The 23,892-nt window shown below is 68.3% G+C and carries 24 protein-coding genes; 11 read left to right on the top strand and 13 right to left on the bottom strand.

Translation table 11 applies throughout. The features are described from left to right. The first annotated feature begins 28 nt into the window (after positions 1–28). Complete coding sequence (locus OG266_RS24005; RefSeq protein WP_371548330.1) at positions 29–1,126, top strand: NlpC/P60 family protein; 1,098 nt, start codon at positions 29–31, stop codon at positions 1,124–1,126. A 340-nt stretch (positions 1,127–1,466) separates the two neighbouring features. Next, a complete protein-coding gene (locus OG266_RS24000) occupies positions 1,467–2,801 on the top strand; it encodes a PP2C family protein-serine/threonine phosphatase (protein ID WP_266459397.1) in 1,335 nt (444 codons plus the stop codon). A gap of 80 nt (positions 2,802–2,881) precedes the next feature. Here OG266_RS24000 and OG266_RS23995 read toward each other — a convergent pair whose 3' ends face one another. The 3 genes from OG266_RS23995 to OG266_RS23985 form a co-directional block, all read right to left on the bottom strand. Next, a complete protein-coding gene (locus OG266_RS23995) occupies positions 2,882–3,220 on the bottom strand; it encodes a DUF2516 family protein (RefSeq protein WP_266464082.1) in 339 nt (112 codons plus the stop codon). Positions 3,221–3,372: 152 nt separating this feature from the next. After that, positions 3,373–3,972, bottom strand: a complete 600-nt coding sequence (locus tag OG266_RS23990; RefSeq protein ID WP_266459390.1) for a hypothetical protein — start codon at positions 3,970–3,972, stop codon at positions 3,373–3,375. A 163-nt stretch (positions 3,973–4,135) separates the two neighbouring features. Continuing rightward, on the bottom strand, positions 4,136–4,684 hold the full coding sequence (locus tag OG266_RS23985; protein WP_266459380.1) for a helix-turn-helix domain-containing protein: 549 nt from the start codon (positions 4,682–4,684) through the stop codon (positions 4,136–4,138). Positions 4,685–4,904: 220 nt separating this feature from the next. Between OG266_RS23985 and OG266_RS23980 the strand changes: the two genes are divergently transcribed. From OG266_RS23980 to OG266_RS23965, 4 genes are all read left to right on the top strand, one after another. Next, complete coding sequence (locus tag OG266_RS23980; RefSeq protein WP_371548329.1) at positions 4,905–5,408, top strand: NUDIX domain-containing protein; 504 nt, start codon at positions 4,905–4,907, stop codon at positions 5,406–5,408. 223 nt (positions 5,409–5,631) lie between these two features. Beyond that, entirely contained in the window at positions 5,632–6,324 is a 693-nt protein-coding gene (locus tag OG266_RS23975) for a hypothetical protein (protein WP_371552928.1), read from the top strand. A 330-nt stretch (positions 6,325–6,654) separates the two neighbouring features. Continuing rightward, positions 6,655–7,245 carry a Clp protease N-terminal domain-containing protein gene (locus OG266_RS23970; protein WP_371548328.1) on the top strand — a complete coding sequence of 197 codons (591 nt, stop codon included), beginning with the start codon at positions 6,655–6,657 and terminating at the stop codon, positions 7,243–7,245. Then, positions 7,242–7,853, top strand: a complete 612-nt coding sequence (locus OG266_RS23965; RefSeq protein ID WP_371548326.1) for a DUF6461 domain-containing protein — start codon at positions 7,242–7,244, stop codon at positions 7,851–7,853. The genes OG266_RS23970 and OG266_RS23965 overlap by 4 nt, the downstream gene beginning before the upstream one ends. Before the next feature lie 89 nt (positions 7,854–7,942). Here OG266_RS23965 and OG266_RS23960 read toward each other — a convergent pair whose 3' ends face one another. Further along, a complete protein-coding gene (locus OG266_RS23960; protein ID WP_371548324.1) occupies positions 7,943–8,740 on the bottom strand; it encodes a maleylpyruvate isomerase family mycothiol-dependent enzyme in 798 nt (265 codons plus the stop codon). A gap of 540 nt (positions 8,741–9,280) precedes the next feature. Here OG266_RS23960 and OG266_RS23955 point away from each other — a divergent pair. Together OG266_RS23955 and OG266_RS23950 are read left to right on the top strand one after the other, a co-directional pair. Beyond that, positions 9,281–10,132: a nitroreductase/quinone reductase family protein gene (locus OG266_RS23955; RefSeq protein WP_371548322.1), complete on the top strand. Its 852-nt coding sequence runs from the start codon at positions 9,281–9,283 to the stop codon at positions 10,130–10,132. Beyond that, positions 10,129–10,797, top strand: a complete 669-nt coding sequence (locus OG266_RS23950; protein WP_371548320.1) for an SDR family NAD(P)-dependent oxidoreductase — start codon at positions 10,129–10,131, stop codon at positions 10,795–10,797. Before OG266_RS23955 ends, OG266_RS23950 begins: the two co-directional genes overlap by 4 nt. Before the next feature lie 27 nt (positions 10,798–10,824). Here the strand turns inward: OG266_RS23950 and OG266_RS23945 are convergent, their stop codons facing one another. Both OG266_RS23945 and OG266_RS23940 read right to left on the bottom strand, forming a co-directional pair. Continuing rightward, positions 10,825–12,864, bottom strand: a complete 2,040-nt coding sequence (locus OG266_RS23945; RefSeq protein WP_371548318.1) for an AAA family ATPase — start codon at positions 12,862–12,864, stop codon at positions 10,825–10,827. 54 nt (positions 12,865–12,918) lie between these two features. Continuing rightward, the gene (locus OG266_RS23940; RefSeq protein WP_371548316.1) at positions 12,919–13,551 is read right to left on the bottom strand and encodes a TetR/AcrR family transcriptional regulator; all 633 of its coding nucleotides are present in this window, start codon (positions 13,549–13,551) and stop codon (positions 12,919–12,921) included. Positions 13,552–13,652: 101 nt separating this feature from the next. Here OG266_RS23940 and OG266_RS23935 point away from each other — a divergent pair, with 101 nt between their 5' ends. Then, positions 13,653–14,624, top strand: coding sequence for a zinc-binding dehydrogenase (locus tag OG266_RS23935; RefSeq protein WP_371548314.1), 972 nt, complete (start codon positions 13,653–13,655; stop codon positions 14,622–14,624). A gap of 21 nt (positions 14,625–14,645) precedes the next feature. Here OG266_RS23935 and OG266_RS23930 read toward each other — a convergent pair whose 3' ends face one another. The 6 genes from OG266_RS23930 to OG266_RS23905 form a co-directional block, all read right to left on the bottom strand. Continuing rightward, positions 14,646–15,452, bottom strand: coding sequence for a hypothetical protein (locus OG266_RS23930; RefSeq protein WP_371548312.1), 807 nt, complete (start codon positions 15,450–15,452; stop codon positions 14,646–14,648). Positions 15,453–15,574: 122 nt separating this feature from the next. After that, complete coding sequence (locus OG266_RS23925; RefSeq protein WP_371548310.1) at positions 15,575–17,704, bottom strand: phosphotransferase; 2,130 nt, start codon at positions 17,702–17,704, stop codon at positions 15,575–15,577. Between the two features lie 240 nt (positions 17,705–17,944). Beyond that, positions 17,945–18,817 carry a winged helix-turn-helix domain-containing protein gene (locus OG266_RS23920; protein ID WP_371548308.1) on the bottom strand — a complete coding sequence of 291 codons (873 nt, stop codon included), beginning with the start codon at positions 18,815–18,817 and terminating at the stop codon, positions 17,945–17,947. A gap of 380 nt (positions 18,818–19,197) precedes the next feature. Further along, positions 19,198–20,280 (bottom strand): phosphotransferase family protein, encoded by a 1,083-nt coding sequence (locus OG266_RS23915; protein ID WP_371548306.1) that lies wholly within the window; start codon positions 20,278–20,280, stop codon positions 19,198–19,200. 130 nt (positions 20,281–20,410) lie between these two features. Continuing rightward, positions 20,411–21,118: an HAD family hydrolase gene (locus OG266_RS23910; RefSeq protein ID WP_371548304.1), complete on the bottom strand. Its 708-nt coding sequence runs from the start codon at positions 21,116–21,118 to the stop codon at positions 20,411–20,413. Positions 21,119–21,162: 44 nt separating this feature from the next. Then, on the bottom strand, positions 21,163–22,044 hold the full coding sequence (locus OG266_RS23905; protein ID WP_266459353.1) for a winged helix-turn-helix domain-containing protein: 882 nt from the start codon (positions 22,042–22,044) through the stop codon (positions 21,163–21,165). A 170-nt stretch (positions 22,045–22,214) separates the two neighbouring features. Between OG266_RS23905 and OG266_RS23900 the strand changes: the two genes are divergently transcribed. After that, on the top strand, positions 22,215–22,403 hold the full coding sequence (locus OG266_RS23900) for a hypothetical protein (protein ID WP_266459350.1): 189 nt from the start codon (positions 22,215–22,217) through the stop codon (positions 22,401–22,403). A gap of 42 nt (positions 22,404–22,445) precedes the next feature. Here the strand turns inward: OG266_RS23900 and OG266_RS23895 are convergent, their stop codons facing one another. Next, positions 22,446–23,369, bottom strand: a complete 924-nt coding sequence (locus tag OG266_RS23895; protein WP_371548302.1) for a winged helix-turn-helix domain-containing protein — start codon at positions 23,367–23,369, stop codon at positions 22,446–22,448. 207 nt (positions 23,370–23,576) lie between these two features. Between OG266_RS23895 and OG266_RS23890 the strand changes: the two genes are divergently transcribed. Next, positions 23,577–23,762 (top strand): hypothetical protein, encoded by a 186-nt coding sequence (locus OG266_RS23890; protein WP_266459344.1) that lies wholly within the window; start codon positions 23,577–23,579, stop codon positions 23,760–23,762. The last annotated feature ends 130 nt before the right edge of the window (positions 23,763–23,892 follow it).

Raw genomic sequence — 23,892 nt, 5'->3', positions numbered from 1 at the left:
GACGGTCAATCAGTTTGGGGGCGGGGAAATGGGATCCGGCAAGCGGAGCCTGACCACGGTGACCATGGCGCTGGCCTGCGCATGCGCCTGCGCGGTACTGGCGACATCCGGCCCGGCGTACGCGAGCCCGACACCGACTCCGACATCGACCCGGACGACGAGTCCGGATCTGTCGCTGCCCCCCACTTCGCCAACCTCCGTGAGCAACAAGGAGCTTGAAGCCGTACGCACGAAGCTGGACACCCTCTATCACTCCGCCGCGGTGGCGACGGACGCGTACAACGCGGCGGAGGAGAAGGTCAAGGAGCAGTCCGCCCAGATCGTCGGACTGGCCCGCGAGATCGTCGAGGGCCAGGAGAGACTGGACGACTTGAAGGACCTCGCGGGCGCCGCGGCCCGCGCGCAGTACCGCAGTGGCGGGCTGACGCCCGAGGCGCAGCTGTGGCTGAGCGAGGACCCGCAGGAGTTCCTGGACGGCGCGGGCCGGGTGCGCCAGGGCGAGCACGCGACCGAGGGCCTGCTCGCCGAGATGACGCGCACCCAGCAGGACTTGGAGCAGTACGCGAAGGACGCCTCCGCGCAGTGGACGAAGCTGGAGTCCAACCGCGAGGCCAAGGACGAGGCCAAGAAGAAGGTCAAGCAGCAGATCGCGGCCGCGGAGAAGCTGGAGGCGGACGAGAAGGCGCGGCTGGCGAAGCTGGAGGAGGAGGCCGCGTACCAGGCGCAGACGACCTGGCTGAACTCCGGCGTCACCCTGGGCAGCGGCGAGACGTCCGCACAGGGCAAGAAGGCCGTGGCGTACGCGACCGCTCAGATCGGCAAGGCGTACGAGTGGGGCGCCGAGGGCCCCAAGACGTACGACTGCTCGGGGCTGACCTCCCAGGCCTGGGCGTCCGCCGGCGACGGGATTCCGCGCACCTCGCAGGAGCAGTGGAAGCAGCTCACCCGTATCGACATCAAGGACATGCGCCCCGGCGATCTGATCATCTACTTCGACGACGCCAGCCATGTCGCGATGTACATAGGCGACGGCGCCATGGTGCACGCTCCCCGGCCCGGGCGCACGGTGACGATCGCGGGCGCGGGTTCGATGCCGATCCTGGGGGTCGTGCGTCCGGACGCGTGACGCGTGACCCGTGACTCGCACGGCGATGCCGGTGTCCACCCTGACCAGCGAACTGCCCGAATTGCCCTACTCGGTGCGGCCTGTCCGGAGTGACCTGTCCCACGTGACACAGCGCACGGTTGTGTTCGCCGCGCAACCTCGGTGACGTGACCTTCGTCATCCCTGTCGGAGCCCCGTCCTGTCCAAGTGCGTTACAGGATGCGGCATATGACGGTGGCTGTTTGCCAGACCCCGTGCGGTACACCATTCCGTTACGGCACCGGCTAACGCTATGGTCCCGGTCGGTGGTGCGAGGCCTTTCGCCCCACCAGCCCTCGGGGGGAGGGAAGGAACCCAGACGATGCCCGCACCCATACCGCGGCAGAGAGCGATCCCGGCCGTGGAAAGTGGTCAGGCTCCTGCCGCCTTCTCACCCGGCGGTCCACCCGGAGTCGAACCCGGCGAGCCCGCCGGGTCGGGATCGGCGACCGGCGCCGCGGCCCCTGCCGACAGCGCCGCCACGACCCACCTGACCCTGCTGGTCATCGAGGACGACCCGGCGGGTTCGCTCAGCGTGCCCGAAATGCTCGACGCCACGGGCAAGCCGATCCGGATCCGCAGCGCCCGCAACCTCACCGAGGCCGAGCGGCTGCTCACCGACGACGTCCACTGCATCCTGCTCGACCTCGCCCTGCCGGCCCCGGGCCGCTCCCCCGAGGCCGACGACGAGCTGGCCACGCTCAAGCACGTGCTGCGGCTCGCGCCCCGGCACGCCGTCCTCGCGCTCACCGCGTCCGGGGACGCCGAGCGCGGCACCGAAGCGGTGCGCGTCGGCGCCCAGGACTACCTGTTCCGCGACGAACTGGACGCACGGCTGCTGAGCCGCGCGATCCGGTACGCGGTGGAGAGGAAACGTTCCGACAGGGCCGAGCGGCGCCTCACCGAGTCCCGCCTGCGCGCCCAGGAGAACGCCCGTCTGGAGCGGGGGCTGCTGCCCACGCCGCTCCTGGAGGGCTCCCCGCTCCGCTTCGCCGCGCGCTACCGCCCCGGCCGCTCCCGGGCCCTGCTCGGCGGCGACTTCTACGACACGGTCCGTACGTCCGACGGCACCGTGCACGCGATGATCGGCGACGTCTGCGGGCACGGGCCCGACGAGGCGGCGCTCGGCGTGGAGCTGCGCATCGCCTGGCGCGCGCTGACCTTCGCGGGCCTGTGCGGGGACGAGCTGCTCTCCACCCTCCAGCAGGTCCTGGAACACGAGCGCGACAACGACGAGATCTTCGCGACGCTCTGCACGGTGGACATCTCGCCGGACGGCCGCCGCGCCGGGCTCTGCCTGGCCGGCCACCCGTCCCCGCTGATCGCCCGCCCGGGCCGCCCGGCCCAGCTGCTGCCGTACGAGAACGGCGGTCCGGCGCTCGGCCTGCTGCCCGGCGCCCGCTGGCCGCGCCAGCAGGTGGAGCTGGGCGGCGCCTGGAGCCTGATGCTCTACACCGACGGCCTCATCGAGGGCCGCATCGGCCAGGGCAACCAGCGGCTCGGCCAGGACGGCATGGTGGACATGGTCCGCCGCCAGCTCGCCCAGGGCCTCGAGGGCGAGGAACTCCTGCGCGCGGCGGTGAACGAGGTGCGCGAACTCAACGGCGGTGAGCTGACGGACGACGTGGCGGTGCTGTTGCTGGACCGCAAGCAGTAACCACCACAAGCAGTAACCGCCACAGGCCGCCGTACGACTGTTGCAACAGTCGTACGGCGGCCTGTGGCGGTCTGTGGTGTTTACCGGCCGCCGTTGTAGGGGCCGTACGGGCCGTCGCTGCTGCTTCCGCCGCGGCGGCCGCCGCCACCGCCGGAGACCTGGCGGATCGCGGGGCGTACGTCCACGAAGAAGACAATCGTGGCGACCAGGCCCGCGATCTGCAGGAAGATCATCGGGACCAGGAGGTTCACGGCGACCGTGACGCCCAGGATGATCAGCCAGAACATCTTGTTCTGCTTGTCTGCGGCGCGGTACGCGTCGTCGCGGGCCAGCGCGGCCATCACCAGTGCCACCACGGCGAGCACCAGCATGGCAAGGAAGATCACCGACATGAAGCCGCTGAATGCCGTCAACAGCACAATGCCCACCGCCCGATTCGAGTCGTCTCTACGCCACCGTACCCGGAGAACGGGCCGGGAACTCTGAGAGTGCCCGGCCCGTTGTCATCGGCTTGATGCGGCCGCCGCCGTCGGCGTGACGCCGACCGCTTGCCACCGCTGCCCGCTCCCGCCTACTTCGCCGGCGGAGTGGTCTTCTTGGCGGCGGTGGTCGTCTTCTTGGCAGCCGGGGCCTTCTTCGCCGCGGTCTTCTTGGCCGGAGCGGGCTCGGCCACGACCGCGACCGGCTTCGGCTCGTCCTTGACCTCGACCGGCTCGGCCTTCGGCTCGACGGCGACGGCCAGCTCCTCGATCTCCTCGGCGGCCTCGCCACGCCAGGTCTTCACGGCCTGCTCGCCCTGCTCGGCGACCTTCTCGTAGGTCTCGCGGGCCTTCACGGCGTACTCGGCGGCGACGCCGACGCTGCGCAGGGCGAGGTCCTGAGCGGACTCACCGATCTTCTTCAGGTCGGTGTCGAGGGTGCTGATGAACTCCGTCACCTTGGACTGGATCGTCTCCTGCGCCTCCTTGGCGCGGGTGGCGGCCTTCTCCTGGGCGGCGTTCGGGTCGAAGCTGCGGACCGTCTCGATCCGGGCCGGGGCCTCGGTACGGATCTGCTCCACGATCCCGGGCACCTTCTTGGCCTGCTGAACGGCCAGTTCAGCGGTGCCGGCGAGGAAGTAGAGCGGGGTCGGGTCCGTGGCGGCCTTGCGGATGTCGTCGGTGATGGCCATGCGATGGTCCTCCCGGATTCGCGTTCAGCTGAGGGTTTGGTCGGTCCGCGGGGAGACCTGCCGGTCGGCGGTGCTGCCTGCGGTGCTGGCGGTGCGTGTCGTTCGCGTCAACCGGTGTTGCGTGTGGTTCTCGTCGACCGAACTGGTGTTGCTGTGGATCTCGTCAACTGGCGGTCTGCTGCGGACCGGCATCACTGCCGTCGGTCGTGCGCGGGCCGCGGACGGCGGTGTCCGCTGCGCTCCCCGGTCCCGGGTGTTCCGCATCCGATATGTCCTGATCCAGATGTACGTCGTCGTGCCGTACGTCAGCGTGCCGCACATCGGCGTCGACACCCTGATCGCCCTCGTCCACCTGGGTGATCTCGAACCCGTTCTCCTTGCGGAAGGACTCGTAGATCTGGAGCAGCACCTGCTTCTGCCGCTCGTTCAGCGTGGGATCGGCGAGGATGACGGCGCGCGTCTCCACCTCGTCCCGGTCCCGCTCGGCGTCGAGGATGCCGGCTCGCACGTACAGCGTCTCGGCGGAGATCCGCAGTGCCTTGGCGACCTGCTGCAACACCTCCGCGCTCGGCTTGCGCAGCCCGCGCTCGATCTGGCTCAGATACGGATTGGACACCCCGGCGGCATCGGCGAGCTGCCTGAGCGACAGCTGCGCATTGCGCCGCTGTTCACGCAGATACTCACCGAGATTGCCGACGTTGAGCGATGCCATGCCTCTACCCTGCCGCACCCCTGCTAACAATTGCAAGCAGCCGCTTGCAAAAGTGCGCTACGCCACGCCGGCCGCGGTGACTGAGCCTGAGCACGATAGGTGTCGTATTTGCACGACAACTGTCGTCATCCGCGTCCGGCCTCCTGGTGCAGGTTCGCCTGGGTCAGCCTCGGGGCTCCGAGAAGCGGCGTTGTCAGTGGGCTCTGCCAGGGTGTGCGTCGTGGACGAGCTGGTGGAGCGTGTCGACGATCAAGATCGTGTGCTGGGGGTGGTGGTCAGCCGCCGGCAGGCCATCCGGGAGGGTTGGCTGCACCGGGTCGCCGTGACGGTGTGTCGTGATGAGCGTGGGCGGATCCTCGTTCACCGGCGGTCGGAGCAGCTGTCGCGCTTCCCCGGGCATTACGAGGTCGTGGTCGGTGGCGCCGTGGATGTCGGTGAGTCCTATGAACAGGCCGCCGCGCGGGAGCTGGCCGAAGAGCTGGGCATCCGCGTGCTGCCGCGCTTGCTGTTCACGTTCCTCAACCGCAGCGGTTTGAGCCCTCACTGGCTCGGCGTGCACGAAGCCGTGGTGCCGGACACGGTGGCCGCCGATCCTGATGAGGTCGCCTGGCATGGCTGGCTGACCGAGCCGGAGCTGCGGTCGGCCCTGCTGGAGTGGCGCTTCACCTCCGACAGCCACGAAGCCTTCAACCGGTATCTCGCGTTCCGGACCGCGCGGTCCTGACCTTGCCCGCCTCGCGGGTTGGGACGCCCGCTTGCTGCCAACGCGCCTTGTGAGGGCGGCTGTTCGTGATAGGGCGTACGGATGCTCGGTCGACTCCCGCTCGTTGAGCAGCTCGATGGCTTGCGGTCCGTGCTCTCCCAGAACGAGGTCCTGACCGACGTATCGGCACCTTCGTGCGCCGAGTCGCCCGATACTCCGCGCCGCCATGGCTGTCAGACCCCTGATGTTGGATGCAGACGTGACCATTCACGATGTTGCTCGGCAACTGCCCGAGATTTCCGCGCTTCGCGATCACTGCCGCTCGATGGCGATGCTGGAAGCGATACTCAGCCCGGAATGGGCCGATCGGCACTACTCCTTCGACGCGCACTGGTCCGCCGGGAAAAAGGTGGCCTCGATGCGCGACGGATCGGGCGACGAGTTTTCCATCGTCTTCTCGGCCGTCGGTGCCTACATCCGTGGCTTCGCACACGAGTCACACATGAGCCCCTATGCCAACGACGGGCCGTGGCCGGGCGTGCTGGACAACGTCCCGGAAGTCTTCCGCTCCTGCGTCGAGGAGCCCGCGTTCGCCGACGAGGACGGGATGCCCGTCGTGACCGCCTGCGCATGGCGGGAGGTGGGCGATGGAGCTTGGAATGTGGGGACGATCGAGTTCCCTGACGACGGTGCCGGCGATCCGGATGGCTCCGAACACTTGTTCCGGTTGCTGGCCGACCGGTCTCCGGAAGCGTTCCAGCGCTTCGCCGAGGACTACTACGAAATCCCGGTGTCGCTCGCAGCCATTCAGCACGTGTTTGCACTGCATCCCCTGACGAGCGACGTGGTTGCCGCTTTGAACCCTGAGGTCGCGATGGACGCCCTGACAAAGGACATTGCCGAGATCGGCTACCCACTGGGCAACGAAACCACCTGATGCCAGAAGAGCAACTGCCTACGGTTGAGTGGGACGCCAGCCGTCAATTCGTCCCGAACAACCTCCAGGCACCGCAGGTCAGGACATCGCCCCGCCCACACTTATCTGGGACAGGACGACACGGACCCCGTGCCCTGCCCCTGTGATGTCCGGGCAGTCTCGGAGATCTCCGGGCGAGTGAGTTGACATCTCACCCGGCTCGGCAAAACCATCGCCGCCACGGCCGAACAGATCGAAGCCTTCCTGGACCTTCCCCAGAGCACCCGACTCGCAGGCCAACTGCAGGCACTGGCAGACGACCTGGTCGAGGATTACGTCGAGCACTGCCGGATGCACGGCAACCCATGGACAGACATCGGCACCGCCCTGGGTGTCACCCGACAGGCGGTCCAGCAGCGCTTCCACGCCCCTCACAAGCGCTACAGCCCCGAGGCGATGACCGACGAACTCCGCCAGGCGATGGTCCACGTCAAGCAGGCGGCAGTGCACCATCGCAACAACTACATCGGCACCGAGCACCTGTTGTGGGGGCTGACCGCAGAGGACAACAGCGCCACCCGGCTCCTGCAGACCGCCGGCGTCTCACCGGAAACGGTCCACCAGTCTGTCGGAACCCACCTGAGCATGGGGGCATCCCAAGCAGCCGAACGGATCGCCTGGACTCCCTACTCCCGCAAGGCCATCGACATCGCGGAGGCACGGTCCGAACAGCACGGATCCGACCGCATCGACTGCGAGGACCTGCTGATCGGTCTTTCCCGGGTCGGCCGAGGAGTGGCCGCCGCTGTCCTGACCGACGCCGGCTTCGACCCGGAAACGCTCGACCCCGCGCCTGCCGGCGCCGACCACGCCGCTCCGCCGACAGCTTTGGCGGATTGGCTCCGCCGATGTCAGAGGCATGAGCGAGGATCTCGGCCATGACTGCGACTGCTGCCGACTACGTGTGGTTCGAAGAGCGCTTCCCTGACCTCGCGGAAGCGTATTGCTTCACCCTGGTGCACAACCTGCCACCTTCAGACCTACTTGCCCGCCTCGGAGGTCAGACCGAGCCCTCCCAGACCGGGACGGCGGCGATAGTGGACGCGGCCTTCGACCTCCTCGGCCGTTCGGACAACGCTCGGCAGTTCATCGCCATGACCACCGTCGGCGACTGGACCCTGCTGATCGAGCCCAACGGCTATCTCGGCGTCACCGAAGAGAAGGCCCTGCCCGCATCCGCGGGAACACGCTGGGTCTCGCACTTCGTCAACATCAACGGCGTCGATTCCTTCCTCTGGGCCGAGGACTCAACGAAGCGCCTGACATTCGAGCCCGGGTTCCCCGACCACCGATGGGGAACAACCCCTGACGAACTCCTGGACGCCATGCACCACAGCGGCTTCCAGTTCTCGGACGAGACCTCCGACACCGCAGAACACCTGTCCACGGAAGCAGCGTTCGCCCTCGCCGAGCATCTGACGGGCGCGCGCATCACGCCGGAACTCCTACGGGACACCACCTTCGTCTGCGGCAGCGCGGAGATCAGGTGAGCGCGTGATGACCTCCCTCCTCGACGACATCCACACGAGCGCCCAGTGGATCGCCAGCGTGCGTCGGCCGCGGCCCCGAACCCGGCGCTCTACTCCTCCGGCTCCCAGGCCTGAAGCAGGTCGAAGAGACCGAGGTCGCCGTCGACCTTCAGGGAGTCCGCCGGGATACGGCCGTACACGAAGAGGACCAGCTCACTGGCCGTGCCGCGGACGGAGACGCCAGGCGCGTTCGGGCCCTCGTCGGCAGCGGCGACAGGCGTCGTGCCGGGCGCGGAGATACGGGTGGAGCGCGCGCCGTCGCCGTCGACCGTGAGGCGCCAGGAGTGGCCCTCGGTGGCGTGGAAGTCGAAGGCAGTGGGCTTGTGCGGCCAGGCACTCGTCGTTGCGACGCAGGTGGACAGGAACTCCTCGACACCGTCGAGTGCCACCTCATCCGGCAGCGGCTCCGGGGCACCCACAGTGACCTGGGCGTCGTAGGTGTGCACCGCGATCTGCTGGAGCTGGTGCCGGGCGACGGCCCCACAGGTCTGCGGCGACTGGGACGCACCCCACCACGTCCAGCAACCGCGATCCGGGCCGGCCTCCCGCAATGCGTCCAGCAGCTGCTCCATGGACTCCGCCAACCAGGCCAGCAGTGCCTCGCGCTCCCGAGGCGCAGCCGGAGCGCCCTCCGCTGCGGACTTGGCCGGAGCAGGCCCCGCGGCGACGGTGGCGGCCCAGGCGCGACGCCCCTCGCCGATGTGCTGCACCAGATCGAACAGCGTCCACTCCGGGCAGGTCGGCACCTGCACGTCGAGGCTGGGCGCGGAGGCGACCGCGGCGCGGAAGGCGGTCGACCGTTCGTCGATCAGTCGCAGCAGGACGGCGAACTCAGGTGTCGTTGTCACGCCGACTCTCTATCACCGTGTTCCGACAACCTGCCAGCGATTTTCACAGCCGCCGCGGCGGGCTCGCGGCACGGGCCCCGCGCCCACCCGACTTGAAATCGCCACACTCGACGCCCGAAATCGGCCGGGCCCGAAATTGGGCATTGCATCAACGCCCGTACGGGCATTACCTTTACCTCCATGACTGCCGGGTCGGCCTTGCGCCGCGCACGAGTTGGGCACCCGGCCTCCGAGTGAGGCCGGGGCGGGGTAGAGCCCCGCCCGCCGTTTCTTCGCACGACTTCTCCTCGTGCGAATTATCTTCGTACGACGTCTCCTCGTACGACGTCTCCTCGTGAGACTTCACGTACGACTCCTGCGTGCGACCTCTACGTACGTCCTCCACGTACGTGCGTACGTCCTCTGCGTACGACTTCTGCCTGGGTCACCCCCTGCGCACAGAACTTCCTCCCCTTCGGAATTCCGCGCGCCGGCGTGCCTTTACGCACCCATTCCCACCCTCCGGGTTTCCCCCTGCCCGAAAACAAAAGAAAGCAGCGAATGCCCAACCCCTTCAACCAGCAAGTCATCGAGGAATTCCGCGCCAACCACGGACGGGTCGGCGGCTATTTCGAGGGAGCACGTCTGCTCCTCCTGACGACCACCGGCGCGCGCACCGGAACCCCGCACACGACCCCCGTCGGCTACTACCCCGACGGCGGCGAGCAGGTCCTCGTCATCGCCTCGGCCGGTGGCGCGCCCCAGCACCCTGACTGGTTCCGGAACCTCCTCGCGAACCCCCGGGCGACCGTGGAGGACGGCCTCTTCACCTACGAGGCGGAGGCCGTCGTACTCGAACGCGCGGAACGCGACCGCGTCTTCGCCCGGGCGGTGGAGGCCGACCCGGGATGGGCCGAGTACCAGGCGAAGACGGACCGCGTCATCCCCGTCGTGGCTCTGCGCCAGGTCCCCCAGGACGGCCCGCCGAGCATGAACGCGGGCTCCATCGCCGAGCACCTTCAGGTCGCCCACGACGCCTTCCGGCGCGAACTCGCCCTGATCCGCGAGGAGTTCGGGAAGACGGGCACCGCCCTGGGCGCCCAGCTCCGCGTCAACTGCCTCACCCTCTGCCAGGGCATGCACAACCACCACACCGGCGAGGGCCTCGGCCTCTTCCCGTTCCTCGCCGACCGCCATCCCGAACTCGCCCCGACCCTGGACCGCCTGGCCAAGGAGCACGAGCGGATCGCCGAACTTCTCGAACAACTGCGCGGGGTCATCGCTGGCGGGCAGCCGGAACCCGGCCGCGTACTCTCCCGGGTGGAACACCTCACAGCCGAACTCGAAGCCCATCTGACCTACGAGGAAGAGCAGTTGATCCCCCTCCTGACCGCCGTGGGAGCGCCGGAGTGATCGCGCTCGTCACCGGCGCGAACCGCGGTATCGGCCGCGAGGTCGCCCGGCAGCTGGCCGCCGCGGGGCACACCGTGCTGGTGACCGCCCGTTCGGCGGAAGCCGCCGCCGAGGCGGCCCGGTCCATGGGCCCGAACGCGCGCCCGCTGCGCCTGGACATCACGTCCGAGGCGGACATCGCCGAAGCGGCACGGGACCTGGAAGCCCTCGACGTACTCGTCAACAATGCGGCGATCACGTACGACACCTGGCAGCACGCGGCCACCGCCGACCTGGACGTCGTACGCGAGGCGGCCGAGACCAATCTGTACGGTCCCTGGCGGCTGATCCAGGCGCTGCTCCCCCTCCTCCGCGCGAGCCCGCACCCGCGCATCGTGAACGTCTCCAGCGAGGCCGCGTCCCTCACCGGCATGGGCGGCGGCACCCCCGCGTACTCCGCCTCCAAAGCGGCCCTCAACGCCCTCACCCGCATGCTCGCCGCCGAGCTGCGCGCCGACCGCATCCTGGTGAACTCCGTCTGCCCCGGCTGGGTCGCCACCGACATGGGCGGCCCGGGCGGGCGCCCGGTCACGGAGGGCGCCGCGAGCGTCGTATGGGCGGCCACCCTTCCCGACAACGGCCCCACCGGCGGCTTCTTCCGCGACGGGCAGCCGCTTCCCTGGTAGTCCGCCACCGTCGTCAGCCGTGATCTGTCACCACGGCAGGGGCCGCGCGTGCACCACGTCCAGCCGCGAAACCGCCCGCGTGAGCACCACGTACAGGCGGTGCGGCCCCCGCGACTCCGCCTCCGCGACGGCCGCGGGTTCGACGGCGACGACATGGTCGTACTCGAGTCCCTTGGCGAGCGTGGCGGGCAACACCGTTACCCGGGCGCCCAGTTCATCGGGTCCGGCGGTCTCGACACCCGCGGCGCGGAGCGCCTCCCGTACGCGTACGAGATCGGCATCGGCGGCGATGACGCCGATCGAGCCCTCGTGCGTGAGCGCTCCGCGCACCGCGTCGACCGTCGCGGCGCACACGTCGGACACCTGCCGGACCCTCAACTCGCCGTCCTGCCGCAGTGATTGAGCCGGAGGTACTCCCACGTCGAGCCGTGCAAGGAGCCGGTTGGCGAGTCCGACGACGGCCTCCGGGACCCGGAAGCCGATCGTCAGGGGTACGACCGGGGCATCCGGCTTGCCCAGGTGCGCGAGCAGTTCGTCCCACTCCCGCGCCGCCCACGGAGTCGTGCCCTGCGCGAGATCGCCGAGCACGGTCAGCGACCCGAACGCCGCCCGTCGCGCGATCGCCCGGCACTCCATCGGCGACAGGTCCTGTGCCTCGTCGATCACCAAGTGGCCATATCCCTCGGGGTGTTCGATGAGCCCGGCGATCTCGTCGAGGAGGACGAGATCGGCGGCCGACCAGCGCGCCGACTTGTACGAACGCGGCGGCTTCACCCACTCGATCGCCTTCCGCTCGTCCGGGTCCAGGAGTTCGCCGACCGCTGCCTCCAACACATCGGCATCGGTGAGGAGTTCGGCGAGAAGCTCCTCGGGCAGCACCCTGGGCCACACCGCGTCGACGTACGCGCTGACGGACTTGGCCCGCGAGATCTTCCGCACCCAGGCGTTGCTACGCGGCCCGGCGCGCCGTTCCGCCCGCTCCCGCAGCCACCCCACGACCCGCGTCCGCACCCGCTCACGCCCGACGGCGTACGGAGGTTCCTCGGCTCGTACGCCGTCCACGATGCTGCGGAGCACCTCGGCCGGAACACGCCAGTGGTACGAACCGTCCGGCACGGCAAGGGAGTCGACGGGCCCCCCGACCTTTCCGTACAGGGCCCGACGCAGCACCTGCGCCATCCGGGCGTCGTGCTTGACGACGGCGGCGCGCTCGTCGTCCTGCCCCGAGACGGGATGGCGGGCGATCTCGTCCTCCACGGTCGACTGCCGTACGCCGGTCTCGCCGAGCGCGGGCAGCACCTCGGAGATGTACGACAGGAAAGTGCGGTTGGGACCGAGGATCAGCAGGCCGCCGCGGCGGATGCGCTGCGGGTAGGTGTAGAGGAGGTACGCGGCCCGGTGCAGTCCGACGGCCGTCTTGCCGGTGCCCGGGGCGCCCTGCACACAGACCGAGGACGCGAGATCGCCTCGTACGAGTTCGTCCTGTTCGGGCTGGATGGTCGCGGCGATGTCGCGCATCGGGCCGACACGCGGGCGCTCGATCTCACCCGCGAGGATGCGGCTCGGCTGCTGAGGGCGGGCCTGCGCGAGGTGCTCGTCCTCCAGGCCCGTGAGGTCCGCGGAGTCCCCGAGGCTCCCCGGCGCCCAGCCGAACCGCCGCCGGACGGCGACGCCCTGCGGCGCGCGGGAACTCGCCTGGTAGAAGGCGCGTGAGACGGGGGCACGCCAGTCGACGACGAGGGGCGGGGCGGCGGGGTGCTCGGTGATCCGCAGCCGCCCGAGGTGATAGCTCTGCCCGGCATGCTCGCCGGCCGCCTCGCGCGCGCTCTCGAAGTCCAGCTTGCCGAAGAACAGCGGCCCTTCGGGCAACTCGCGCATCTCCTTGGCCTTGCTGCGCAGCACATAGCCGAGCACTTCGGCGTCGGCACCGGAGGCGGAGACGTCCTCGCCGGTGACGACGTGTTCGTCGGCACCGGCGACCATGGCGTCGAGGGCCGCGCGACAGGTGTCGTGGTAGGCACGTTCGCGGATGAGGGAGTGAGCGAGGGCAGGGTGGCGTGACGTCATTCCATCCAGGGTAGCGGAATAACGTAACCGAGTAACATTTTTTACTAGGTAATGCTAGCTGGGTGGGGTGCCGTTCGCCCCCGCCTGCATCCCCGCCTCCAGCCGCGCGAACGCGCGCCGGGCCGCCGCCACGGCATCCCGCCGCACCTCCGCCACCAGCTCCCCCTCCGCGATCCGCCGCCAGTTCTCCAGGGCGAGGATGCGCTGTACGGCGATGATCTGACCGGCGGCGAGCCGGGCGTCGAGGTCGCCGCCCAGGGCCTCGGCGAGCGCGGCCTCGGAGCGCTCGACGTACGCGGACATCCGTGCCGCCAGCGACGGCGTCCCGTAGAGCAGCCGGTGGAAGGCGAGGACGTTCGGGTGATCGTTGAGCCCGGTGACGGGGTCGTCGCGGCGCAGGCCGTCCAGGAAATGCTCCAACAGAGCGTCCGCGGCCGACTGCCCCTCCGCCCGGCCGGCGACGACCCGCGCAGCCTCCGTCTCATGATCGGCGAAGCGGTGCAGGACCAGATCCTCCTTCGCCGGGAAGTACCGGAAGAGGGTCGGCTTGGAGATCTCCGCGGCGGCCGCCACCTCGGCGACGGACACGACGTCGAACCCCTTCTCCAGAAAGAGCCCGATCGCGATGTCGGACACGGCCTGGTACATCCGCTGCTTCTTGCGCTCCCGGAGCCCGATCTCACCCATGCCCCGAGCCTACGCACGACGCCGGCCGGCCCTTGACCTCAACCGGGCTTGAGGCCGAAGACTGCGCGGCGACAGCCCTTCTGCTTGCGATGAGGTGACCCATGCGTGCGGCACAGGTGAAGGCGTTCGGCGGGCCCGAGGTTCTCCTTCCGGTGGAGATCCCGGACCCGGTTCCAGGACCCGGCGAGGTGTTGATCGATGTCGCCTACGCGGACACGATCTTCGTAGAGACCCAGATCAGAAGCGGCTGGGGCCGGGAATTCTTCCCGGTGACGCCGCCGTACGTCCCCGGGGGCGGCGTTTCGGGTGTCGTCACCGCCCTCGGCGCGGACGTCGCCGACGAGTGGCTGGGCCGGCGGGTCACCGCCTTCGTGACCGGCAGCTACGCGGAACGGGCCGTAGCCGCGACCTCGGCCCTCTCCGTCGTACCGGACTCCCTGGATCTCCTCCCGGCCGCGGCCCTGGTCCACGACGGCCTCACCGCCACGGGCCTCCTCGAACTGACCGGCGTCGGCCCCGCCGACCGTGTCCTCGTCCTCGGCGCCTCCGGAGGCATGGGCACACTGCTGATCCAGCTGGCCCACGCGCGCGGGGCACGCGTGGTGGGATTGGCCCGCGGCGCGGCGAAACTCGCCCTGGTACGCGAGCTGGGCGCGGACGCGGCCATCGACGCCACCGACCCCGACTGGCCCTCGGCCGCCCGGCACGCCCTCGGCGGCTCCACCCCGGCCGCCGATGTCGTCCTGGACGGCGTCGGCGGCCAACTCGGCGCCACCGCCTTCCCGTTGACCGCCGAGGGCGGCCGCTTCTCGGCCCACGGCGCCCCGTCGGGCGGCTTCTCCCCCATCGACCCGGCGGCAGCCACCCGCCGCGGCATCACCCTCTTCGGCATCGCAGACGTCCAGTTCACCCCCGCCGACCTGCACCGCTTCACGTCCACCGCCCTCACGGAGGCCGCGGCGGGGCGGCTGCGGCCGGTGATCGGTGAGGTGTTTCCGCTGGAGCGGGCGGGGGAGGCGCATGCGGCTGTGGAGGGGCGGGGGGTGGTGGGGAAGGTGGTGTTGGGGGTGTGAGGGGGCGAGCTTCGGCCTCCGTCACGGGGGTGTCACTCGCCGCCAGTGCGGTACCGCCGCCAGACTCCACAGGTCGTCGAGATGCTTGTTCCAGGTGGCGACGACGGCTTTGGAGTCGTCGCCACCGGCCCGGGACCACACGCTGAGGTCGGTGCGGTAGCCCTTGGGGTCGTAGAACTCGGGCTCCGAACTGCGCTGCACCGTCCGGGCGATCACGTTGTAGAGACCGTGCAGCACCTGCTCCCGGTTGAAGATGCAGATCTTGTCCCGCGGTATGCCGGGATAGAGGCGGTACTCACACTCCGCGCTCACCCGCCCCACGACGGTGAGCCGCTCCGCGATCGCCGACAGCGTCTGCTCGTACTCCTGACACTTCAGCTCCAGGCGCCTGCGGAAATCGGGATCGTCCACCGGCTCACCGTCCGGCCCCACGCGTGAGGGAACGGTCATCGGCTGCCCGAAGTCCGGAATCAGTACCCTCACTGAGACGTGTCTTGTCGGTCCGGGATCGTCGAGAAGGCCCTCCAGCCGGTGATAAAGCTCGTTGTAGAGCGTCTCCCCGGTGTAACCGAGAAACCGGATCTCCACCTCTCGGGCACGGAACGCCTCGCTCACGAAACTGCCCAGATCCCTCGACTCGACCTGGACACGCGGTGGCAGCCGGAGCGATGTGGCCAGTTCCTTCACCGAGTCGTACAGCACATAGCCGACCAGGCTGAGCAGTGCGCCACCGAGGAACGCCTTGTCCTGAAGGGCGTCTCCGACCGGTTTGACGAACTGCGCGGTCAGCCCGGTGACAAAGATCCCGATGAGCAGAACACGCGTCACCAAAGGCTCGAACCGCGCCTGATACCGCCTCAGACGTTCACCACCGCTTTCCGCCGGACCTCGCCGCGCACCGGACATGGCCGGCCCCTCTCCCCCGAGGCCCAGCGGTCCGACGCGGCACCTCACATGCCCACGGGCAACCCGGCCTGACTAGTTGTGCCATGGTCCCCATCCGGCAACGCGCGGGCAAGATACGGGTTCGACAGCAAACGCGTAGGCAGCCCGAGCGCTCCCTTCACCATCCGCAGGGTCATCCCGTACGAATCCACCGCGCGGCTCACGTTGGGAGCGTCGAGGCTTGCGCCTGTCACCAGGCGGTCCAGGTCCACATAGGCGGAGCGGACGTTCTCGATCCACCGGTAGAGGTGCCAGTCCCGCTCCCAGTCCTTGGTGTGGGTGGCGGGCAGCGTGCTGCTCCAGCGCTGGAGCATGCGGGCGCGGATCTCGGGCCGTGTCGGGGTGAGATGCATGTGCCTGACCAGGTCGTACAGGGGGTCCCCGACCATCGCCATCTCCCAGTCGATGATCGTGAGGGCGAGCTTGTGGTCCCCTCGCACCAGGTTCCAGGGGTTCAGGTCGCCGTGCAGCAGGGTCGACTGGCGCGGCGTCACCCGGTGACGGGCCAGCATCTCCCACAGGCGGCGTGCGTTGGGCAGCCCCAGGACACCGGCCAGTTGTTGCGTCTCCTTGGGAAGCTCGTCCACCAAGTGGACGAGCAGCTCACTCAGCCAGTCGAAGAAGTGAACGTCGTTCGCGGTGGGGTCCAGCGGCCGGTAGTCCACGACGGTCAGCGCCCGGAGCTGGTCGACCAGTCCGTCCGCCTCATGCGGCAGCAGGCCGTGCACGGGGTGGCTGGGGGGCTGGTCGCTGTCGGACGGTCCGACATATGTGTGGATCGCGAAAGGGTCCTTCGCATGGCTGGTGCCCAGCGCCAGCACCCGAGGTGCCGCAACGTCGGCTCCTGACCGCTCGATGGCCCGCAGGACCGCGTGCTCGCTGAGAAATGTGGGTTCGCGACGGCTGACGGCAGCCACCTTGCGGCGCACCATGACGGGGAAACCGACACCCGGCACAAGCACCACCGTGTTGAGATGCGCCGTGCCCTTGAACACCTGAGCGGCCGGCGCCGCGCCCTCCGCCCGCAACGCGTCGAGCACCGCGGTGTGAGGGAAGTCGGAAGGCTCCCGCAGCCTTCCGTCGGGCTGCCAGCCGATGGCGGTGACGGCCCGGTGGTCGTCGTGCCATTCCCTCCGGGACATCTGCCATCGGCGCAGGACCCGCTCGATCTCGGCCTCGTCGGGCACGTTGACGAGGCCCAGCGGCTGGGCCGCCGCCGCCAGGGCACGACGCACCGCCTGCGTCGCCATCGCCAGGCATTTCTGGTCGAGCGACGCCTCCAGCGACTTCGCCGCACGCATCACATCCGGATACACGGACTGCGCCCGTTCAAAGGCTACGTAGTGTCGGAGATCTCTGGCGAGGCCGGCAGCCGCCGCCGGCCTCGCCGTCTGAACGGCGTCGGCCCAGGCATCGACGACCTCGTCCCACTGGGACTCCGGGTAGCGCATGCGGACGAGGTGGGTGGCCAGGTCGTGCAGCGGGTCGCCGTAGGTCGCGAGTTCCCAGTCGACGCAGATCAAGGGCGGTTCGCCACGGTAAGTGACGATCACGTTGTCGCGGTGCAGATCCGTATGGAGCAGGCTGTGCGGACGGCGTGCCATTACGGGCACCCGGTCCGCCAGCCGGACCAAGGCGTCCTCTGGGATACCCAGAGCGGCGAACAGTCCGCCGAATTCACTCCAATTGGGCCGACGGATCTGCCGGTCGGTGAGATGCGCCAGCGTACGCAGGAACCCTTGGCTGTCCTTGTTGCTGCGCGGCCACCCGTCCGGGAGCGGCGGTAACGCCTCCCTGCGCACCCGTGACATCTGCGCCAGCAGACCCACCATCGCCTTGACCAGTACACCGTCCACAGGCTTGCCGTTGGGGCAGATCGCGGAGAGCGGGAGGCCCTCCACATAGCTGTGCACAGCCGTGCCGGCACGGCTTGCGACGCAGCGTGGTACGTGCGGCAGAGTGCCTTCGACGGCCCGGAGAATGTCCGGTTCGCGCCACGTCCTGATGACCACCGGCAGCGCTTCCGCTCTGCGCGTCCGCACGATCACCGAGGTGCCCGGATCGCAGCTCACATGGCGCGCCATGGCCTCGGTGAGCGGCAGAACGTAGTTCCGGTTGTGATGGCCGCGGCTCATCAGTCCGTGCTGTTTTGCCAGCCGTACGAACGTGTCGTAGGCATCGTTGGCAATACGTTGCTCCCTGGGCACAGGCCCGGGCGCAGGAGACGCGCCCACTGGCCACTCCTGGAAGTGAAAGGTGAGCACACCCTAGCCGGGTCGTAGATCACTCACGAGCGGAGACCGGAAGCGGTTGGTCTCAATGAGGTAACCGAGGTGTACGAGACGCCTGGGATGGGCAACCGTCGGTCGGTTCCCTCACTTCGCGAGTGCGCCCCAGATCGAGTCGAACCAGGACTGCATGCTGCTGACGAAGACGCTTCCCGTGGAGTCCGGGTCGTCGGTCTTCTCGTAGTGCGTCAGCGTCGCCCCGAGCCCTAGGACGTCCAGCGCCAGTACCTCTTCCCCGTCGTCCAGCTCGATGGTCCGCTCGATCACTTCGTACGGACCGTGCAGTGCCTCGCTACCGTTGAGCAGGTAGAGCTTGAATGTCGGCGCCAACGGCACATGGCGGATCTCGACATCGACGAAGGGGACCAGCCCGTCGGCCCGCAGGTCCCGCAGGGCGCTTTTCAGCGAGGCCGAATGCCGCTGGGTGATTCCGTGCAGTCGGTCCTGAAGACGCAGGTCGTCAGGAGCGCCCTTGGTACTCGGGTAAGGCAGCCTCAGCTCACTGGACGGCAGTAGCATGCGCAGCGCAATCCGCTCGGGGGAGATCTCCCGGTCGCGTATGCGTTCCGCCTGCATACGAACGTGCGCGTCCAGGGACTCCGATGTCAGCGTGTAGACGTCCAAGGTCACTTTGGGCGCTTCGAAGGCCTCGTTGATGAATGACCGCAGGGTCACGGCTTGCGCGGGGCGCACGTTCCGCGTCCCCGAGGAGTGGATTCGCTGCGACTTGATCACCCTGGATCCACTGCCCTGACGGGTCTCGATCCACTTCTCATTGCGCAGTGCCCTCAGGACGCGCTGCACGGTGTCCCGGGAGACCCCGAGTTCGTCGGCCAGAAAGCGCTGAGGGGGCAGCAGGGTTCCCAACGGATAGACGCCCAAAGCCATGCGCTCCCGCAATACGTCCGAGACCCTCTCGAACTCCCTGCCGCCACCGTCCGCGACTCCCTCTCCGCTCACAGCTGGACCGTACCGCTTCCGGACGACGAGCAAACCAATTTCAGTCAGGTGACCGGCCCAACGCGGCCGTCAGTTAAGGGATCTACGCACACGGGCAGACCCAATTCAAGGCAACCAGTCCAATTGGTCGGCCAGTTGATCGCTTCACTGAAAGTGGCAAGAAGGGTGGGGGTCCATGCTCTTTCAACTGCTGTGGAACGCTGTCGCGGTCGCCATGACACTGGTGATGCAGTGGGCGTTCGAGGCTCTGAGGCTTTGGCTCCGCAACCGACGACGCTCCCCGCGGCTACGGGGCGGGACCCGTCAACCGACAACGGAGAGCATGGTCCCGTCTTCGGACGGATGCTCGGATCCGGTCTCCGAGCGTCCGGAACACCGGCTCAGGTAAGTGCGTGGTCGCTTCGCCAGCGCGTCAACGCGGCCTCGGTCTCCAGCAGACCGGGAGCGGACTCCAGGCCCAACGGCTCTGCGGCGGCCGTCAGCACCCCCTGCAGCTTCCAGGCCGCCCGGCGGAGCCGTCGGCGTTCGAACTTCCCCTGGGCGTCCAGGGATTGCGACTCCCGGATGACATCGGTGAACACCGACTGCGCCTTCTTGAAGTCCAGCAGCCGTGGCAGGTCTTCACACCAACCCTGTGAACTGCCCGGCCGGATCTCCTCGACAATCCCGCACCACCGCTGGATCATCAGCCGTTCCTGCGCCTGCGGATACCGCATCAGGTACAGATGAGTGGCCAGGTCGTAGAGCGGGTCGCCGAACATCGCCAACTCCCAGTCGATGGCCCAGAGTTTGCCGTCCTGGTCAACGATGAAGTTCTCGCGGTGCAGATCCGCGTGGAGGAGACTGAACGGCCGGTCCCGAAGTCCGGCCACCCTCTTCCTGAGCTGCCGAAAGGCATCGGTGTCGAGACCTAGATCGGCGAACAGGCCTTCGTACGCGATCAGATTCTCTTCGTACACCCGCTCTTGAGTGAAACAGATGAGCCTCTCGAGGAATCCCGCGCTGTCACCTTCCTCCGCGCGATCCTGCCGCTCACACCTCCGCTCCACGAGCAGAGTGGACGCGGTGACGGTCACCAACTGCCCGAACAGGCCAAGGATCTGTTCGAAGAGCGCGTCCGGAACGGCCCCACCGGACGGATGCAACTCGCCCAGCGTCGAGCCCTCGATGAACCGCTGCAGGTCCACGCCGCCCACCCGGGCGACCTCGGGGACGACGTCGATACGCCATTGCAGGTCGTACAGCAGGCGTTCCTCCGACTCGAAGCAACGCCGGTCGAACCAGAGCAGGTTCGCGCGCGGCTCGCGGCACTTCCACCGCCCCTGGAAGCCCGTCCCCGCCTCGGCCGGCAGTGGAAACACATACGTCTCGTGGTGGTATCCGCTGAGGGGACCCTCGACCGCGTCGAGGGCAGCACTCGCGGCTGCGACACGCGGCGGGATTTCGGGCGCTTCGGGTGACATCGCCCCGTTTCTCTCTGAGACCAGTCGGCGGAAGGTGGAGGCACGCTACCCCCTCGACGTGTCGTAGCGTGTCAGAACCGTTTCGTCAGATCTTGGCCGTCACTTCAGTGAGCGATAGCGCGTCCAGAACTCAGAGTTCGCCGCGCAGCACCTGGAGTACTGGCTCGAGGGAGCCGACGATCACCTCCGCGCCAGCCTTCCTCAACTCCTTCTCCTTGGTGGCGTTACGCGCGTAGCCCAGGAACGGAACCCCCGCTTCCCGGGCGGCGAGGAAGTCCGACGGAGTGTCGCCGATCATGAGGGCGGCCGAAGGGGCGGCACCCAGGGCGTTCAGCGCCCGGTTGAGGCAGTGCGGGTGGGGCTTGAGGTGGTCCAGGTTTCGGGTGCGGCCGTAGACGTTGGGGGCGAAGCACTCGGTGAGGCCGCGGCCCTCGAGGTAACGGGCCACCACGCGGGGGGAATTGTTGGTGGCCACCGCGAGGCGGACGCCGACGGCGGTCCAAGTCCGTATCAGCGGATCGGCGAACGGGGTGGGCCAGGCGGACGGCACCGCCTTGAGCTCATGCTGGGTGAGCAACTCCTCGAGTTCGACCACCAGGTCGCTGCTCGGATGCCTCCGGTTGACCACGCGAAGCACGACGTGCGGGTCGGGATGGCCACGTTCCTCTTCGGTCAACAGCCCTCGTAGCCCCTGCGCTTCCAGCCACTCCACCAGATCCTTCGCCACATCCTCCGCGGAATGCCCCGCGAACAGCCGGCAGATCGGCCCGTCGAAGTCGAAGAGCACGACGCGGGCGCGTTTGATCACTTCCCGCAGTTTCTCTGTCTCTGCTGTCACCGGTTCGGACTGTGTCGTATCGGGCTGCGTCGTATCAGGAGTCACTAGGAGAGTGTCAGGTCAGTGGTGATGGTTTCCCAGAGGGCATCGAACCACTTCTGGGATTCCTCCACGAACGAGGCATCGCGATGGCCGGCCTGCTTCTCGAAGGAGAAGAGCAGCGAGGTGGAGCCGAGGGCGTCGTACATGTCGAGTACTCCGCCGGTGTCCACCGTCTCCTCGCGTCTGGTGATCATGTAGTACCCCATCAGCGCTTCCGACTCGTTGAGGAGGTACAGCTTCACCGGTGGGGTGAACGGCAGGGCGCGGAAGGTCACGCGGACGTCGATCTTGTGCGAGTGGCGCAGGGTCTGGAGGTTGTGGCGCAGGACGTGGCCCTGGGCGTTGCGCTGGGCGAGCCAGCGCTTGTGGACCGGGTCGTCGTCGGTGCGGCCCTCCACCGGGACCGGGAACGCCAGGGTGATGTCCCTGGAGGGCAGCAGGATCCGGACGTCGATCGACTTCGGGAGGATGGTGCCCTCGTGGATCAGGCGCACCGGTTCACCGAGGGCCAGCATCAGGGTCTCCGCGGTGAGGCATGCCGCGTCTATGCGGACGTGCGGGGCCGCGAACGCCTCGGCGAGGCGCGGCGCCAGGCCCACCATCGTCGTCTGGGGTTCGTCGCGGACGGCCGGCACCTCGGCGATCCGCGGCGGGCTGCCCCTGCCGGTGTTGCTGAGGAGCCCGTCGCTCTGGAGGGAGCTGAGGGCCTGGCGGACGGTGCCGCGCTCGACGCCGAACTCCTCCGCCAGCTCCGCCTGGGTGGGCAGGCGGTCGCCCGCCTTGAGGTCACCGGCGCGGATGCGGTCCCGCAGGGCGTCGGCGATGTCCTGGGACGAGAAGTTTCTGCTGCCGTTCACTGCCACGTTCTCCTGGGTCACGACCAAACGCTACAACTCCCATCCATCTATGGGGAGTTGTTTGAAAGTTGTTTATGAGTACCAGCCAAGTGGGGACAACTTAAGCATAGTTGGTTGCCAACTTGGTCAAGTTGGCGGAAGTTTTGCCTCCCCTCCTCCCAACCGGCCCGTCTCCCTCAGAAGCAGGAGGAACCACCATGCCCGTCATCGCCCTCCTCTCCGCCGTCTTCGTCGTCGGCTTCGAGCAGCTCGTCCAATGGCACTACGGCCCGTCGGGCATCGTCGGACTGCTGCTGCTCACCATCGGGATCAAGGCGAAGAGCCCCACCTGCTACTCCATCGGGGCGGTCGTGCTCGCCCTGATGGTCGCGGGACCCGCCCTCTGACCCGCGTGGATCCCAACCGGACCCACTCCCACCCGGGAGACCTCAGTTCGTGAGCACCAGCTCGGAACTGATGGTCTCCCACAGTGCGTTGAACCACAGGTGGGACTGCTCGACGAAGGTCGTGTCCCGCAGCCCGGCCCCCTGTACGAAGGGGAAGAGCATGGACTGGGTGCCCTGGACGTCGTACATCTCCAGGTGCACGTGATCGATCTCCTCCTCGCGCTTGGTGAGGGTGTAGTACGCGAAGAGCGCCTCGGACCCGTTGAGCAGGTACAGCTTCACGGGCGGCGTGAAGGGAAGCGCGCGGAAGGTGACGTTGACCTCGATGCCGTGCGTGGCGCGCAGCGCGAGCAGGTTGTGGCGCAGCACCTGCCCCTGGGCGTTGCGGTTGGCCAGCCAGTTGCGCTGGAGCCGGCCGTCGGGGGGCTGGCCCTCGGCCGTCGCCTCCACCGGAGCCGGGAAGGCAAGCGGGATGTCACCGCTGGGGAGCATCACGCGGACATCGATCCTGGCTGGTTTTATTCGCTCGGCGTGGATCTGACGCAGCGGTTCGCTCATGGCGAGGGTGAGTGAGATCGACGTCAGGCACAGCGCGTCGATCTCCACATGAGAGGCCGAGAAGGCCTCCGTTATCCGCGCGCCGAGCGCCACCGTGGTGGGCTGCGGTGGAGCTTCGGGACCGGTCAGGGCCCTTCCCAGGTCGTTCGCCACGGTCGCCGGGCTCCCCTTGGACACATTGACGAGCAGACGCTCCGACTGCAGGATGCGCAGCGCCTGCCGTACGGCCCCGCGCTCGACGCCGAACTCGTCCGCCAGCTTGGCCTGCGTGGGCATGCGCTGTCCGGCCCGCAGCTGACCGGACCTGATCCGGCTGCGCAGCTCGTCGGCCACCTCGCGGTGCGACGTCAGTGGCCGTGGCGACCTGTTCCGCCCGTTGACGGCGGCGAGTTCCTGGTCCACGACCAAACCCTACAACTTCCCGCCATCTTTGGGCAGTTACCTGATAGGTGGTTATGAGTCGACCCAACGCGGAGATAACTACCATTGAGTTGGTCACCAACTTGAGCAACATGGTCAAACTTCCCGGGGGTTGGCCGCCAGGGTCGCAACTGTCGACCAGGTGGACGGATCCCAGCGGGGGTCCGCTCGCCCCGTCCCCAAGGAGGGACCGTCATGCCGCTCATCGCCATCATCGTCGCCGCCCTCGCCATCGGATTCGAACAGCTCATCCAGTGGAAGTACGGGCCGATGGGCATCATCGCGTTCGTCGCGCTGACCGTCGGCATCAAGGCCAAGAACAACATGATCAGCGGCATCGGAGCTGTGATCCTCGTGATGCTGCTCGCCCAGTCCGGCTGAACGGGCGCCACCGCCCGGACGGTCCGGCTGACCGGGCTCCCCCCTGGAGGGGAGCCGGGAGCCCGGTCAGTCAGCACCACCCACAACCACAACTGAATAGCTACAGCTACGGATCAACGGCACTCACCGG

Origin of the sequence: Streptomyces sp. NBC_00554 (assembly GCF_041431135.1) — a bacterium.
GTDB lineage: Bacteria > Actinomycetota > Actinomycetes > Streptomycetales > Streptomycetaceae > Streptomyces.
This window is presented reverse-complemented; position numbering and strand designations above follow the sequence as displayed.

Bases quoted from the DNA above. Each gene is read 5' to 3' on its own strand.
- OG266_RS24005 (WP_371548330.1), top strand. From the start codon at position 29: ATGGGATCCGGCAAGCGGAGCCTGACCACGGTGACCATGGCGCTGGCC.
- OG266_RS24000 (WP_266459397.1), top strand. From the start codon at position 1,467: ATGCCCGCACCCATACCGCGGCAGAGAGCGATCCCGGCCGTGGAAAGT.
- OG266_RS23990 (WP_266459390.1), bottom strand. From the start codon at position 3,972: ATGGCCATCACCGACGACATCCGCAAGGCCGCCACGGACCCGACCCCG.
- OG266_RS23985 (WP_266459380.1), bottom strand. From the start codon at position 4,684: ATGGCATCGCTCAACGTCGGCAATCTCGGTGAGTATCTGCGTGAACAG.
- OG266_RS23975 (WP_371552928.1), top strand. From the start codon at position 5,632: ATGTTGGATGCAGACGTGACCATTCACGATGTTGCTCGGCAACTGCCC.
- OG266_RS23970 (WP_371548328.1), top strand. From the start codon at position 6,655: ATGCACGGCAACCCATGGACAGACATCGGCACCGCCCTGGGTGTCACC.
- OG266_RS23965 (WP_371548326.1), top strand. From the start codon at position 7,242: ATGACTGCGACTGCTGCCGACTACGTGTGGTTCGAAGAGCGCTTCCCT.
- OG266_RS23955 (WP_371548322.1), top strand. From the start codon at position 9,281: ATGCCCAACCCCTTCAACCAGCAAGTCATCGAGGAATTCCGCGCCAAC.
- OG266_RS23945 (WP_371548318.1), bottom strand. From the start codon at position 12,864: ATGACGTCACGCCACCCTGCCCTCGCTCACTCCCTCATCCGCGAACGT.
- OG266_RS23940 (WP_371548316.1), bottom strand. From the start codon at position 13,551: ATGGGTGAGATCGGGCTCCGGGAGCGCAAGAAGCAGCGGATGTACCAG.
- OG266_RS23935 (WP_371548314.1), top strand. From the start codon at position 13,653: ATGCGTGCGGCACAGGTGAAGGCGTTCGGCGGGCCCGAGGTTCTCCTT.
- OG266_RS23925 (WP_371548310.1), bottom strand. From the start codon at position 17,704: ATGAGCCGCGGCCATCACAACCGGAACTACGTTCTGCCGCTCACCGAG.
- OG266_RS23915 (WP_371548306.1), bottom strand. From the start codon at position 20,280: ATGTCACCCGAAGCGCCCGAAATCCCGCCGCGTGTCGCAGCCGCGAGT.
- OG266_RS23900 (WP_266459350.1), top strand. From the start codon at position 22,215: ATGCCCGTCATCGCCCTCCTCTCCGCCGTCTTCGTCGTCGGCTTCGAG.
- OG266_RS23890 (WP_266459344.1), top strand. From the start codon at position 23,577: ATGCCGCTCATCGCCATCATCGTCGCCGCCCTCGCCATCGGATTCGAA.